This window comes from Infirmifilum sp. (genome assembly GCF_049970975.1).
GTDB lineage: Archaea > Thermoproteota > Thermoprotei > Thermofilales > Thermofilaceae > Thermofilum > Thermofilum uzonense.
This window is the reverse complement of sequence record NZ_JBMFLX010000003.1, coordinates 1-12,577: the sequence shown is the minus strand read 5'-3', so window position 1 is coordinate 12,577 and position 12,577 is coordinate 1. Positions and strand designations below refer to the sequence as shown.

Genomic DNA, 12,577 nt, shown 5'->3' with positions numbered 1-12,577 from the left:
ATATATTTTACTTGCGAGCTAATAGCTCTTCGGCTACCTTTAATCCGGCCTTTACAAAGCTTCCCCCTACAGGCGCGTATCCTTCAATTATACTGCTAGTTTGCTGGCCCTCAGTGAAGACATACTTCAGGAAGGCGCCAAGGGCCCTCGCCTTCGCTGTCGGATATTGTGCGGGGTCTTTGACTATGACATAGCTCATCGAAACAATTGGGTAAGCACCTGACGCCTTCACGTTAAGTGTTTTGGATAGCAGGTCTATCTTGCTTATATCCTCGGCTGGATCGAATTGTATAGTGAGCCCTGAGAGCGCCTTTGACACAGATTCAGGCGTGAGGTCGACGTATTCACCTACACCGTTTTCGATCAAGGCGACTTGAAGTCCTTTCGTGTAAGCCTGCTCAACGTAGCCAAGGGAGTACGGGGTTGCCTTTACGTTTTGTGCTACGCCAGGGTTGCCCTGTGCTCCGACGCCTCTACCCACGGCGTCTAGCGGCCACTTAACGGTCAAGCCACTGCCCACTTTTTCCTTCCATTCAGGTGAGATAAGGGACAGATAGGCCGTAACTATATTAGTCGTTCCGCTAGCCTCGCTCCTATGCACAAATATAATCTTCTGATGGGGGAGGTTTAGATCTGGGTTATCCTTCTTTATTACGGGGTCGTCCCAGTATTCTATCTTTCCAAGGAGTATTCCTACTAAGGCCTCACGAGAAAGCTTTAACCTTTTACTTCCTACTTCAGGTATATTATAGACAAAGGCAACTCCTCCCGAAATCCATGGTATCTGATACACCTTTCCATACTTCGCCTTGGCCTGCTCCCAATTCTCAGTCTTCATTGGAACATCGCTTCCCGCGAAGTCTACGACTCCCTGTAACAGGTCAGTCTGACCCTTTCCACTGCCACCACCACCATACTCTATTTTGACGTTTGGATACTTCTTTGTGAATGCCTGGATCCATGCATTTATCTGGGGTTGTGGGAAGGTGGCACCGCTTCCAACCAGGAGAACATTCTCAGTTATAGCAGGCTCCTGGCTCTGGCTACTTCCAGTGAGTATGAAAGCCAAGATGCCTATCAGAATAATCACTGCAGCAACTATGCCTAGCATCTTTCTATCCTTGAATACTTTTTCGGCCATTTTTGTTCGTTACAAAGAAACGGGCACGAATATATAAAACTATCTATTTTCGGCTCAAACTATATAGAATTTAGAGAGACTTCCCCGCTTCCTCTTCTTGAAAGTTAACATTTTATCCATCTAACCCAATTCGATACATGAAGCGATTTGGAGAGGCTCTCCACAGGCATATCATCACTTGACTCTCTTCTAGCTGGTGGCATACCCGAGGGCTTCTTCGTTGCGCTAGTCGGGATGCCTGGAACAGGCAAGACAATAGCCTGTCTCCACTTCATCAACGCTGGCCTGTTAAAAGGCGAGAAAGCTGTCTATGTAACCACCGAGGAGAGCAGGGAGAGCATAGTAAGACAGGCCTCGCAGTTCAACATGAACTTCGACAAGGCGTTACGGGAGAACAGACTCATAATAATAGACGCCTTGATGAGAGCCACCAGTGACGAGTGGACCTTAAACCTGGTAACGGTCGAGGAAATGCTTGACAAGGTGATACAAGCTAAGAAGCTCCTGGGATCCCAGGCCAGGCGGCTGGTAATCGACTCTATGAGTGCCTTCTGGCTCCGAGCACCTGTAAAGGCTCGCGAGGAAAGCTACCTCGTGAAGAGGGTTTTGGCAAAATGGGACTACACGGTCTACGCGACATCACAGTACGCCATTACTACAGGAGGAGCCTTTGGATGGGGTCTAGAACACATAGCAGACGGTATAATTCACTTCAAGAGGCGTATCATAAACGGCACACTGACACGCTACCTGATCGTAGAGAAGATGCGACAGACCCCTCATGATCTAAGAGCCTGGGAAATATCCATAGTCGATGGCCAGGGGCTAACGCTGACGCGTCCTCTCACGCGCAGAGTAGAAGATGAAGCGCTACCCGACAGCGTCGCAAAGAAGATTAAGAGAGTTATCAGCGAGGAGGAGCACTGACTTGAAAAATACAAAACTAATATAATAGTAAAGTCTTCAGATTTAGAACACGGCAAGTTATGCAAGTATTGATAACCGGTGGTGCCGGCTTCATCGGACATAACGTAGCTCTTATCCTGAAAGGGAAAGGGTACGACGTGATTGTCCTAGACTCTCTGGAACGTTCAACAACGTTCGCTCTCCAGAGGCTTTCTTCCTCAGATGTCCCCTTAATCAGAGGGGACATAAGGAACGTAGCTCTTCTAAAGAAACTTGTCTCGAAAGGAGACATCGTGGTTCATGCTGCAGCTTACATCAGTGTTGAGGAATCGATGAAGAACCCCGAAGTATACATCGACAACAACGTGATGGGCTCTCTCGCAGTCGCAAAAGTATGTCTTGAAGCGGGTGCCAGCATGATATACATTAGTTCGGCTGCAGTCTACGGCGAGCCTGTCAAACTCCCGATAGACGAAGCACACCCTACAAAACCTATCTCTCCTTATGGTCTAAGCAAGCTCTTCGGCGAGCAAATACTAGAACTTCTCGCAAGACAAGGGCTTCGATACACGGTCCTACGCCTATTCAATGTTTATGGTCCAGGACAATCAAGCGCATACGCAGGAGTAATCTCAAGGTTCATAGAACAAGCACTTGAATCCCAAAGGCTCATAATATACGGCGACGGTCTCCAGACCAGAGACTTTGTACACGTCTACGATGTCGCCCAAGCCGTAGAACTGGCATTAGAGAAGGAAGCTTACGGGGAGAAGTTCAATATTGCGTACGGGAAGCCTGTCTCCATACTCGAACTGGCACAGCTCATAAAAAAACTAACATGTCCTGACTGCAGGGTAGAGCACTACCCGCCGAGACCCGGGGACATAAGATACAGCTATGCAGACATAACAAAGGCCAAGAGTGTGCTCGGCTACCAGCCGACCATAGACCTAGAAAAAGGAATAAGTGAACTAATAAGGCTTAAGAGCAACGGACAGAATTCCAACAACGCTTTGTAATTCCTCAAAGTCTTCGATTTTCTCTTAGCGACCTATAACGTGATCGCGTCCAGAGTTCTCACGAATCTGAGTATTCTCGCTAGAGGCTTGTAGTACTCACGGGATTTGAGAGATCTTATTCACTGTGAAAAGCAATGTTTTTTGGTGTGTTGTATTGTACGCGTGAACAAGGGTCGTGATGCTATGCTTAACAATTTAGAGAGATCTCTGCCAGAGTTGCTGGTAAACGTGTGGCCTGGTCTTAAAATGTTTTTGTTCCAGAGATGCGAGGAGTCCTCACAGGAGCTGGCCAAGGGTCTCTTTAACAGTTCACAACCTGTGCTCGTTGTATGTAGGGAAATTACGAGTGCTAGAGGCAGGCTAGGTAGGCCGTGGCATGCTCCTAATGGTGGTCTTTGGTTTAGCCTTGCTTTTAAGCATGGAACAGCGAACCTTGGAATACTAAGTCTCGCAGCCGGAGCCTCTGTAGCTAGAGCAATTCAATCGGTAACGGGGCTGAGGGCTCTTGTTAAGTGGCCCAATGATATACTCCTGGATGACAGGAAGGTTGGGGGCATACTATTGGAGGCTGAAACTCTTGATTCCGGGTTCCTCGTCATCCTGGGTATTGGAGTCAATGTTAACAATGAAGTTCCACATGATCTTATATCACGTGCTGTCTCGCTTAAGGAGTATCTTGCCAGATGGGTAGACCCTGACAAGCTATTAGTGGAGATTTTAAGCGAGCTTTACCGCGCAATCAGCCTTATAAGTGATGGTGAAGGGGCTAGGGTTCTAGACGAGTGGAGATCCCTCTCAGCTACTCTTGGTCGCGATGTAAGAGTGGAAATTGAGGAGGGAGTAGAAATCGTCGGGAAGGCATTAGACATAAACGAGGAAGGAGCACTGCTAGTCGAGTCCGATGGTAAGCTTCACGTATTTTATGCGGGTGATGTAGAGCACCTTAGACACCTATAGCTCTTTCCTAATAAATAACCTTCATTAAAAACAAAATTTTTTGTATTTCCAGATTTCTGTGGAATTAGTGGTTCTCATGAATATGCAGCTAACATTTCTCATGGAGATCCTTTCCATCCTTTCGACAACTTTTGCACCGTTAAACTTGCCTAGGTCCAGTGCCTTAATACTGGCCCTACTATATGCTGTTAGGAGGCCTCTCAATTGTAGTGAAATTCAAAGTATGACGGGTTACAGTAAATCTGCAGTATCCGCTGCCCTAAAAGTGCTTGAGAGTCACAGGCTAGTCCATAAGGTGAAAAGTGGTAGAAGAAATCACTACTCTCCCTCACTAACGCTTCCTAGGCTAGTGGCAGAGTCCCACCTCATGATGCTGAGATCTGCTCGGGATAGAATCCGAGAACTTTCAAGGCGCTTTCCACAACACGGTGACAGCCTGAGCCTTTTAGACTCTGAGATATCTAGTGTTATAAGCACCTTCGAGGCGAGCCTCCATGGAGTTGGAGGCAACGGTGAGGACTAGTAGCGAGGCATATCGTGTAATTAGGGAGGCAAGGAGGAACGGCTACAGGAAGATAATATTGTACGTGCCCGCACAGGATCCTGCAGGTGCCGCTGAGGTTGTGCGAGGTGCGTTGGCAGAGGCGTCTTTCCTCACCGTTGAGGTACGGGTGATGCGGGATGCTGGACGTAGTAATAACAACCGATAGGACTATGATGACAAACCATCACAGGAAGGAGTTTCTAGGCTTCTTTACCACAGCTCCGCCTGTGGGACTACCGGAGCGGGCCTGGATGTGGCTAAGCGCGCCAAAGCCTAAAGTGGACAGACTTGGACGACCCATCGAGGCGCCCTATGGTCTTAGGAAAATAGAGGCCAAGCTTCAAGAGGCGGGCTTCAATGCTGCCATCATAGATCCTGACCACCTGGACAAGTATCTTAAGAGCGCTAGGCTCCTCATGGTGGGGCATCACGATTACTTTGCGATGAACTCTCCGAGTGTTGAGTGGTGGGCAATAACGGGTGAAGAGCCTGTTAATTCAAGGAGTTTCAAGAGGCTTATGAGGCAAAAGAGCATAAGGGAGGCTAAGCGCAACGGCTTAAAAATAATAGCGGGTGGCCCAGCAGCCTGGCAGTGGTTATGGAGAACAGAGTACTGGCGCGAGTTCGGGGTGGACACGGTCATAGATGGGGAGGCGGAAAGAGTAATTGTAGACATAACCCGGAAGGCTCTTGAAGGCGAGGAGCTCCCAGCATACCTCTACGTGGGTCCAGAGGACGCTCCCAGTATAGATGAGATTCCGGAGATAAAGGGTGCAAGTGTTAATGGCTTTGTCGAGATAATGAGGGGTTGTCCTAGAAGGTGTAGGTTCTGCCCAGTAACCCTTAGACCTGTTAGGTACTACCCGTTGGAGAAGATCGAAAAAGAGCTTCAAGTAAACGTGAAGGCAGGGATACGCTCGGGTGTGCTTCACTCAGAGGATGTCCTATTATATGGGGCGAGGGGCATCGAGCCGAACCCTGATGCTATTCTAAAACTGCACACCCTTGTGAAAAAGTATTATAGAACAGTTGCCTGGAGTCATGTGACGCTTGCAGGCGTAAAGTACGCGGAGGAGAAGTACAGGCTAATCACTAATCTTACAGAAATATTGTACGACGAGCACCAGGACTGGCTAGGTGTGCAAGTGGGGCTTGAAACTGGGAGTCGACGCTTGGCCAGGATAATCATGCCCGGGAAAGCGGCACCCTACCCCATTGAAAAATGGCATGAGGTTGTAGGGGACGCCCTAGCTATAATGCACGACAATAGGATAGTTCCAGCCTTAACACTTATACTGGGGGTTCCTGGAGAGACGGAGGAGGATCTTATAGAGACTAGCGAGCTAATCGATAACATAAAGGACTACCGGAGCCTTATAGTGCCCATGTTTTTTGTCCCGCTAGGATACCTGAAAGATAGGGAGGGCTTCATAAGGGATAGGATCACTGAGGCCCACCTAGAGGTCATGTGGCGTGCCCTAAACCACTCTCTACGTTGGGGAGAAGACATAGCCTTCAACATGTACCTGCGCTCGCCAAAGTATCTTCCTGTAAGAATACTCTTCAAGGCTTTTCTAATGTATGTCAAGGCAAGGGTGCGTGAGCTCGAGCGCGTACTTGACGAGAAGGGACCTGAGGCCCTCTTACCCTCTTCTACCGTTACCAAGAATCTCGTGGCTTCATGATAACAATTATAGGGTCCCGCTTATCAAATAAATGGATGATGAGTGACTCCAATCCCGATCTGTGAGGATTGGTGACAAGGCTGACACACCATTATAAGGTCTACTCGAACTCAATAGTCGCAGGCGGTTTATGAGTGATGTCATATAAAACCCTATTAACCCCATCAACCTCATTTACAAGGCGCTCGGCCAGCTTTTCAAGAAAATCCCAGGGAAGCTTTACAAAGCTAGCCGTCATCGCGTCCTCGCTTTCGACCACGCGGAGGGCGAGCACATACTCGTAGCTTCTAACGTCGCCTTTCACGCCTACGGATTTCACAGGGAGTAGTACGGGGAAAGCCTGCCACACTTTCTCATAGAGACCTGCTTTTCTAAACTCTTCCTCAACTATCATAGTAGCCTTTCGTAGGATTTTGAGCTTTTCCTCTGTAACCTCTCCTAAAACCCTCACGGCTAAACCAGGCCCCGGGAACGGGTGCTGCTTAACAAGTTCTTCTGGCAATCCGAGGATTTCAGCTATACGCCTAACCTCATCCTTATAGAATTCCGCCAGTGGTTCCACGAGCTCCAGCCCAGGGATAGCCTCCATCACAACGTTATGGTGACTCTTTATCTTGGCTGTAGCTTTGCCGGTAGCCCCACTCTCCACACGATCTGGATAAATGGTTCCCTGTGCTAGGTATTTGAAACCGCCCACAGTATGGCTGAGCTGTAGGGCTTTATCCTTGAAGACCTCTGCAAATGTCTTGGCGATTATCCTCCGCTTCTCCTCCGGATCAGTAACTCCTCTGAGTCTCTCTAGGAATAGCTTGCTGGCGTCAACATAGTGAACGTTTGTGAAGCCGAGTTTCTTGAGGATTTCGAGGACACGTTCGCTTTCATTCTCTCGGAGTAAGCCGGTGTTAACGTGGATTAGGTATAGATTCTCGCCTCCAATGGCTTTTTGAAGCATGAGGGCTGTTGTTAAGGAGTCAACACCCCCACTTACGGCTAGGAGCACTTTCCCCTTAATGTTTTTTCTCATCTCTTCAATGATATGCATGGCTTCGTCTTCGATAAACCAGTTCGGTGTAAGACCAACAACTCTTCTAAGAAAGTTTGAGAGGATAGTTTTTCCATGTTCCGTGTGCTTTACCTCAGGGTGAAACTGGACACCGTAAGCGGGTAGCGTTCGATGTTTATAAGCTGCTACCTCCGAGTAATCGGTAGATGCAAGGACTACAAGATCAGAAGGAAGCTCTACCACGGAGTCCCGATGAGACATCCAGACACGCTGTATGCTGGGGGTATCGAGGAAAAGTTCGTTCTTCTCTACTACCCTCAGGACACTGGAGCCGTATTCCCCCTTCTCTTTGCGGGCAATTCTTCCCCCAAAAAAGCTAGCTATAAGCTGGTGTCCATAACATACACCTAAGATTGGGATCTTATTCCTTAACAGAAACGAGACAACTTCTTCTCTCGGCCTGGGAGCGTCTTTCTCAAGTACACTTGCAGGCCCCCCTGAGAATACTACAGCAGCAGGATTTGACCTTTGTAAATCCTCTAGAGATATGTCGTAGGGCAGAAGCTTAGAATAGAAGTTGAGTTCTCTGATACGGCGTGCGATAAGATGTGCGTACTGGCCCCCAAAGTCCAGGACTACAACGCTCTTCCTAGATTCCATACTGCTCAAAGGCAAGCCTCACAGCCTGTTCTTTAACCTTTTCAATATCTTGACTCGATAAGTTCAAGTCAATCATAACATTCTCATAAACAACAAGTCTACCGTTAACGACTACAGCCCTGGGTTTCAATTCGCCCCTCATCACCTTGTCGAGGTTCTCATCGAAGGCAACAATATCTCCCGAAGTCTTCATTCCGAAGACCCTGTATCCCCCGAGCGTGGCTTTCTGCAGTAACTCGTAGCTAGCACCGTGGACAGCCACAGCATCCCTGTAAGTCTTAGCTATAGTTCCAGTTACAAGCGGCCAATCACTACCCAAAGCGTCGAAAAGTCCGAGACCTCTCAGGGTTCGCTCGTAAAGGTAGAGGTTAGAAGTTGGACAATGAACAACCTTAAACCCGAACCTCTTACACTTCTCGGCGCCTTCAAGGCAATGGACGGCTACCACGTTCCCTGCAGGCTCACCTATCACCTCTATGAAACTTTCAGTCTCGTCCACGCCCTCTGATAAGTGAATAGCGAAAGGAACACCAAGCTTGATAGCCGTCTTATACGAGGCGACAAGAAAAGATTTGCCCGTCTTTCGAAGCGAGTGTACGAAGAAGCCCATATTGAAGTATCCATCCCACCTTGAAAGGTATTTCACGTGTTCTGCATAAACTCTCTCCGGAGTACTCCAGCCCTCCCGATCCATTACCGTTGGGAGGACGACCACTCGTGGCGTAGCTGGAAGCGATAGTATAGCGGAGATATTCCCTTCAAGACTTCCCGTTACCGCTATAAGTGTAGCCCCCTCCATCAAGGATTTTAGAAGAGTAGCCTTTGTGAGAAGAGAGGAAAGCTCCTTGTCCCTTCTAATACCAGCCTCGTTAACCCTCAGCTTTCTATTCTCGAGCCACTCATAGGAATGCCTCCACCCCCCCTTCTCACCGACGTCAACGACCTGTGGATGAGCATGCGCGTCACTAAAACCTGGTGCAATCGCAGACACAAAGTACAAATCTTCACTCCCGTTGTAGGGAATCTTGACATTCCTCCGGAGCACTCCGTGGTCGAGAAGCTCTGAGACCTCAATAACACCCATCAATACCTCACCTCGTATAGTCCTCTAGGACCACTTTCCCGTACACCTGAGGGCGTTAGTTTCACGAAGATACTCTTCTCCTGTAGCTCACGTATGTTCCTAGCTCCAACATAACCCATCCCTTGCTTAATCCCGCCTATTATCCACTCAACAACATTTCTTACACTTCCACGGCACTCAACAAGTCCCTCGACACCCTCAGGTACGCGTTTAAACTCTCCATATCTCGCTGAGCCACTAGCTAAAGCTCCCCTACTACCCATACCCCTGTACACTTTAAAGCAACGACCCTCTTTGGCGACGAGAGCCCCCGAAGCCTCATCGGTTCCAGCGAAAAGATAGCCTAACATTAGAGCATCTGCTCCAGCCGCTAGGGCCTTAACTGCGTCAGCAGGCTTCTCAATCCCCCCGTCAGCTATAACGCTAACACCGTAAGCTCTAGCGACATCGGCTACGCTTGCGATGGCCGTAAGTTGTGGGCATCCGACCCCTGCCACTTCTCTAGTTGTACATGCGTGGCCGGGCCCTACCCCAACTCTAAGCGAGACAGCCCCAGCCGAAATTAAGTCCTCCGCGGCTTCACCTGTGACTATGTTCCCAGCCATCACGACAGCGCCCATCGATGAGTACCTTCGCGTAGCCTCCAGGACATTCTTGCTATGGCCATGAGCTGTATCTATAACTATCATAGAGACACCGGCATCCAAAAGCCTGCCTACCCTTTCATCGTCAAATGGTCCAACCGCAGCAGCCACGGGAATTTTTTTAACTGATGCTTCTCGAACTATCCCTACTGCTTCGTCAATTGGGAGATTTCTCGGCAGGACTCCCAGACCACCGATCTCTCCCAGTGTCAGCGCCATCTCGCGGCCTGTAACAGTGTCCATTGGGGAGCTTAACAGAGGTAGAGAGAGGTCCAGTTTAGGGGCCAGCTTTGTCGAGACATCTATTTCACTTATACTTACATCAGAGTATCTAGGCAATATGAGAATGTCATCGAAGCTTAGAGCTGTTTCAGCTGTTTTTAGTTTCTCTACAAATCTCCCCATATTCGTGAAACGCTTGGCTTAGCCTATAAGACTTGTTTTAATACAAAACTAATTTATATAAACAAGTATATACCTGTATTATGTCTACGACAAGAAAACTTTTAAAGCTGGGAAAAACAAGCCTCGCAGTCACACTTCCACGGGAATGGGTTGAGAAAAACGGTCTACGCGAGGGAGATACTCTATTTCTGGAAGAGTACGACAACTACTTGCTTATTTCGCCGATAATGCGTCGAGAGGAGTTCATAGAGGAGACCAAAGTTCTGGAAGCCGCACAGGGGGACGAGGACACCGTCGAGAGAATGATAATAGCGTTGTACCAGGCAGGCTATTCATCGATTAAAGTCGTATCCACCTCGGGAAGAGTTCCCCTAAGCTTACGCGAAACGATCAGGAAAACTCTAAAACGCCTAGTAGGGTTAGAAGTCTTCGAGGAGGGCTCCGACTACATCCTTCTCCAGATGCTGGCGAACACAGCATCAACAGAGGTTCCTAAGGTTTTGAACAGAATGGAAGTACTCATCCTTAACAGTATAAAGGACCTCGAAGAGTTCGTGCGCACGGGGGACATGTCGTACCTGAAAGACATACTAGAGAGAGACGAAGAGGTGGACAAGTTTTATTTTCTCTTAAGCAGGCAAGTCAACCTCTCGATATTATACTCATGGTATCTGGCCAAAGTGGGCATTCCTAATAAGACCTTGCTCCTTCCAATCTTCAACTACGGCAAGACTCTTGAACGAGTGGGAGACGTTATAGTGAACATAGCAAGGATAGCTCATATAGTTGAGTTATCAGAGGAGGATATCCGAGTAATCCGCGAGGCGTTCGAAGCAGGGATAAAGGCTTTCAAGACCGGCGACGAGGAGTCAAAACTTGTCATCACGAAAACGTACCGAGAGTATTTTGAGAAGTTCGAGTCTTCAAGCCTTATAGATCATCTTTTAGGAAACATAATTTCACTCATACTTGACATGCTCGAGTCCAGAGTGGAGCTAGAGGTCTTCAGCGAATTTTCGTCGAGAAAAAGATGAGAAAGTACATGAGAAAAAATGAACTGGCTACTCAAAATCTATCCTGAACTCGTAGCCGTAAAGCTTGAAACCCAGCTTCTGATACCACTGGTGGAGCTCACCCCGTCCAAAGCGACTGGTAGCGATTATTTTATAGCAGTTTAATTCTCGCGCAAGGTCGATAGCCTTTTTCACTAAAAGCTTTCCGATTCCTTGCCCCCTATTACTCTCATTCACATAGACATCTTCTAGTAACGCATAAGGTCTGTCGTGAAGATCATTCTTGATCAGATAAATAAAGCAATGTCCTAGTTCGCGACCATTCTCCTCTATAGAAATCCTGAAGCCTCTAGTCTCCACCTGAGATGTCCTGATATCCATGATTCCCCAACCGCAAAACCTTTATTATATATGTTATTTATCTACGGTTCTTCAAAGCCAAGCTGAAAATTTAAAACGTCCTACGAAACATTTATAGCCGACTCAACCCAAAGGCGAAACCGAGCATACCCTTGGCTCGTGTCAGTATATCAGGAGAACTTCACAAGCGTGTAAAGAAAGGTAGAAGGGTCTACAGAGGCTTCTTTACCATCGTTGTGGATGGAAAGGTACAGATGAACCTGGGCATCCGCAACGATGAAGGGGGCTTTGATGGCGATAAAAGCATTACTTTTTCAAGAACACTATCCATAATCGGTAAGTCCGGGCCTAGTGGGCTTGAAGGCAGCAGGCCTGATGGTGGAAGGTGGCTTATACTACACCTGGTACCCTCCGATGCGTCCAGAAAGCTGATACTAAGGCTTCCCATAATAGATCAAGAATATATCAGGCTTGAGGTCTCTGGTTTTTTCGACGTCTCCGGATTCGAAGTGTGTAGCAACTGCGATTACTCAGAGATTCTAGAATTCAAGCCTCTCCCCAATACTGAGAGGCATAGTTTTAAAGCTCTTCAAGGGTAAGTTGACATCGGGAAGAATCTCGGAGATGTGAAGCTCTCTCCCGTCAAGTTGAACCACGTGTCTCGTTGTGCGTGGAGGGAATAATTCTCCTTTAAGGGCTCTCCTAAGCACTTGGTCTTTATCAAAAATGTACCCATTTTCCCAGCTTTTAACGACAATTCTAGGATCCTGGTAGTCTACTACAGCGGCAGGGATATACTGGAGTCCTAATCTCTTAAATGCTTCAAATCGATGATGACCGTCCAGCAAAACATTGTGTTTGTTTTCTGCGACCACCGGTTTTCTTAGGATACCAGTCCTCATCATATCTTCTAACAGGAAAAGTACTCGTTCCTCTATGTATTTTTCATGGGGTTTTAGCTCTGAAATATTCATCAATGTAATTTTAAGATAGATCATGATCAAAAATATGCATTAAAGCTGTATAAAAACCTTGTGTTAAACCTCAAGTAAGTTGCTGTCTATTAATGCGTAGAACAGCGGCTTGCCTTGTCTGAGTGGTTACTTATGTGTTGGAAACCGAGCTGAAATTTTCATGAGAGATAAATTCCTGGACT

At 47.6% G+C, this 12,577-nt stretch carries 14 protein-coding genes; 8 read left to right on the top strand and 6 right to left on the bottom strand.

Translation table 11 applies throughout. The features are described 5' to 3' along the window. Positions 1 to 7: 7 nt before the first annotated feature. Positions 8 to 1,141, bottom strand: a complete 1,134-nt coding sequence (pstS, locus tag ACP5KC_RS01310; RefSeq protein ID WP_052884124.1) for a phosphate ABC transporter substrate-binding protein PstS — start codon at positions 1,139 to 1,141, stop codon at positions 8 to 10. 147 nt (positions 1,142 to 1,288) lie between these two features. On the opposite strand from pstS, the gene ACP5KC_RS01305 reads away from it, so the two are divergent. The 6 genes from ACP5KC_RS01305 (at position 1,289) to ACP5KC_RS01280 (ending at position 6,252) form a co-directional block, all read left to right on the top strand. Further along, positions 1,289 to 2,068, top strand: coding sequence for a KaiC domain-containing protein (locus ACP5KC_RS01305; protein ID WP_052884123.1), 780 nt, complete (start codon positions 1,289 to 1,291; stop codon positions 2,066 to 2,068). A 59-nt stretch (positions 2,069 to 2,127) separates the two neighbouring features. Beyond that, positions 2,128 to 3,066 (top strand): NAD-dependent epimerase/dehydratase family protein, encoded by a 939-nt coding sequence (locus tag ACP5KC_RS01300; RefSeq protein ID WP_052884122.1) that lies wholly within the window; start codon positions 2,128 to 2,130, stop codon positions 3,064 to 3,066. A 183-nt stretch (positions 3,067 to 3,249) separates the two neighbouring features. Continuing rightward, the gene (locus ACP5KC_RS01295; protein WP_273433873.1) at positions 3,250 to 4,023 is read left to right on the top strand and encodes a biotin--[acetyl-CoA-carboxylase] ligase; all 774 of its coding nucleotides are present in this window, start codon (positions 3,250 to 3,252) and stop codon (positions 4,021 to 4,023) included. Positions 4,024 to 4,099: 76 nt separating this feature from the next. Then, positions 4,100 to 4,546: a MarR family transcriptional regulator gene (locus tag ACP5KC_RS01290; protein WP_428286761.1), complete on the top strand. Its 447-nt coding sequence runs from the start codon at positions 4,100 to 4,102 to the stop codon at positions 4,544 to 4,546. Then, the gene (locus tag ACP5KC_RS01285) at positions 4,518 to 4,733 is read left to right on the top strand and encodes a hypothetical protein (RefSeq protein WP_428286744.1); all 216 of its coding nucleotides are present in this window, start codon (positions 4,518 to 4,520) and stop codon (positions 4,731 to 4,733) included. The genes ACP5KC_RS01290 and ACP5KC_RS01285 overlap by 29 nt, the downstream gene beginning before the upstream one ends. Beyond that, positions 4,705 to 6,252 carry a B12-binding domain-containing radical SAM protein gene (locus ACP5KC_RS01280; protein WP_428286743.1) on the top strand — a complete coding sequence of 516 codons (1,548 nt, stop codon included), beginning with the start codon at positions 4,705 to 4,707 and terminating at the stop codon, positions 6,250 to 6,252. The genes ACP5KC_RS01285 and ACP5KC_RS01280 overlap by 29 nt, the downstream gene beginning before the upstream one ends. 100 nt (positions 6,253 to 6,352) lie before the next feature. Here ACP5KC_RS01280 and guaA read toward each other — a convergent pair whose 3' ends face one another. The 3 genes from guaA to ACP5KC_RS01265 are packed head-to-tail and all read right to left on the bottom strand — an operon-like array spanning position 6,353 to position 10,048. Further along, a complete protein-coding gene (gene guaA / locus ACP5KC_RS01275; protein WP_052884117.1) occupies positions 6,353 to 7,915 on the bottom strand; it encodes a glutamine-hydrolyzing GMP synthase in 1,563 nt (520 codons plus the stop codon). Beyond that, positions 7,905 to 8,999, bottom strand: coding sequence for an amidohydrolase family protein (locus ACP5KC_RS01270; protein ID WP_273433865.1), 1,095 nt, complete (start codon positions 8,997 to 8,999; stop codon positions 7,905 to 7,907). Before ACP5KC_RS01270 ends, guaA begins: the two co-directional genes overlap by 11 nt. After that, complete coding sequence (locus tag ACP5KC_RS01265; protein ID WP_424740173.1) at positions 8,999 to 10,048, bottom strand: IMP dehydrogenase; 1,050 nt, start codon at positions 10,046 to 10,048, stop codon at positions 8,999 to 9,001. Before ACP5KC_RS01265 ends, ACP5KC_RS01270 begins: the two co-directional genes overlap by 1 nt. Positions 10,049 to 10,128: 80 nt before the next feature. Here ACP5KC_RS01265 and ACP5KC_RS01260 point away from each other — a divergent pair, with 80 nt between their 5' ends. Continuing rightward, positions 10,129 to 11,082: a phosphate signaling complex PhoU family protein gene (locus tag ACP5KC_RS01260; protein ID WP_273433863.1), complete on the top strand. Its 954-nt coding sequence runs from the start codon at positions 10,129 to 10,131 to the stop codon at positions 11,080 to 11,082. 27 nt (positions 11,083 to 11,109) lie between these two features. Here ACP5KC_RS01260 and ACP5KC_RS01255 read toward each other — a convergent pair whose 3' ends face one another. Then, positions 11,110 to 11,442, bottom strand: coding sequence for a GNAT family N-acetyltransferase (locus ACP5KC_RS01255; protein ID WP_052884113.1), 333 nt, complete (start codon positions 11,440 to 11,442; stop codon positions 11,110 to 11,112). A gap of 131 nt (positions 11,443 to 11,573) precedes the next feature. Here ACP5KC_RS01255 and ACP5KC_RS01250 point away from each other — a divergent pair, with 131 nt between their 5' ends. Beyond that, entirely contained in the window at positions 11,574 to 12,020 is a 447-nt protein-coding gene (locus tag ACP5KC_RS01250; RefSeq protein ID WP_424738466.1) for a hypothetical protein, read from the top strand. On the opposite strand, the gene ACP5KC_RS01245 is transcribed toward ACP5KC_RS01250, so the two are convergent. Further along, a complete protein-coding gene (locus ACP5KC_RS01245; protein WP_052884112.1) occupies positions 11,961 to 12,419 on the bottom strand; it encodes a ParB N-terminal domain-containing protein in 459 nt (152 codons plus the stop codon). The genes ACP5KC_RS01250 and ACP5KC_RS01245 overlap by 60 nt on opposite strands. Positions 12,420 to 12,577 lie beyond the last annotated feature (158 nt).

Coding starts and splice junctions, on each gene's coding strand:
- ACP5KC_RS01255 (WP_052884113.1), bottom strand. CDS start 11,442: ATGGATATCAGGACATCTCAGGTGGAGACTAGAGGCTTCAGGATTTCT.
- pstS (WP_052884124.1), bottom strand. CDS start 1,141: ATGGCCGAAAAAGTATTCAAGGATAGAAAGATGCTAGGCATAGTTGCT.
- ACP5KC_RS01270 (WP_273433865.1), bottom strand. CDS start 8,999: ATGGGTGTTATTGAGGTCTCAGAGCTTCTCGACCACGGAGTGCTCCGG.
- ACP5KC_RS01245 (WP_052884112.1), bottom strand. CDS start 12,419: ATGATCTATCTTAAAATTACATTGATGAATATTTCAGAGCTAAAACCC.
- ACP5KC_RS01300 (WP_052884122.1), top strand. CDS start 2,128: ATGCAAGTATTGATAACCGGTGGTGCCGGCTTCATCGGACATAACGTA.
- ACP5KC_RS01280 (WP_428286743.1), top strand. CDS start 4,705: ATGCTGGACGTAGTAATAACAACCGATAGGACTATGATGACAAACCAT.
- ACP5KC_RS01295 (WP_273433873.1), top strand. CDS start 3,250: ATGCTTAACAATTTAGAGAGATCTCTGCCAGAGTTGCTGGTAAACGTG.
- guaA (WP_052884117.1), bottom strand. CDS start 7,915: ATGGAATCTAGGAAGAGCGTTGTAGTCCTGGACTTTGGGGGCCAGTAC.
- ACP5KC_RS01290 (WP_428286761.1), top strand. CDS start 4,100: ATGAATATGCAGCTAACATTTCTCATGGAGATCCTTTCCATCCTTTCG.
- ACP5KC_RS01265 (WP_424740173.1), bottom strand. CDS start 10,048: ATGGGGAGATTTGTAGAGAAACTAAAAACAGCTGAAACAGCTCTAAGC.
- ACP5KC_RS01285 (WP_428286744.1), top strand. CDS start 4,518: ATGGAGTTGGAGGCAACGGTGAGGACTAGTAGCGAGGCATATCGTGTA.
- ACP5KC_RS01260 (WP_273433863.1), top strand. CDS start 10,129: ATGTCTACGACAAGAAAACTTTTAAAGCTGGGAAAAACAAGCCTCGCA.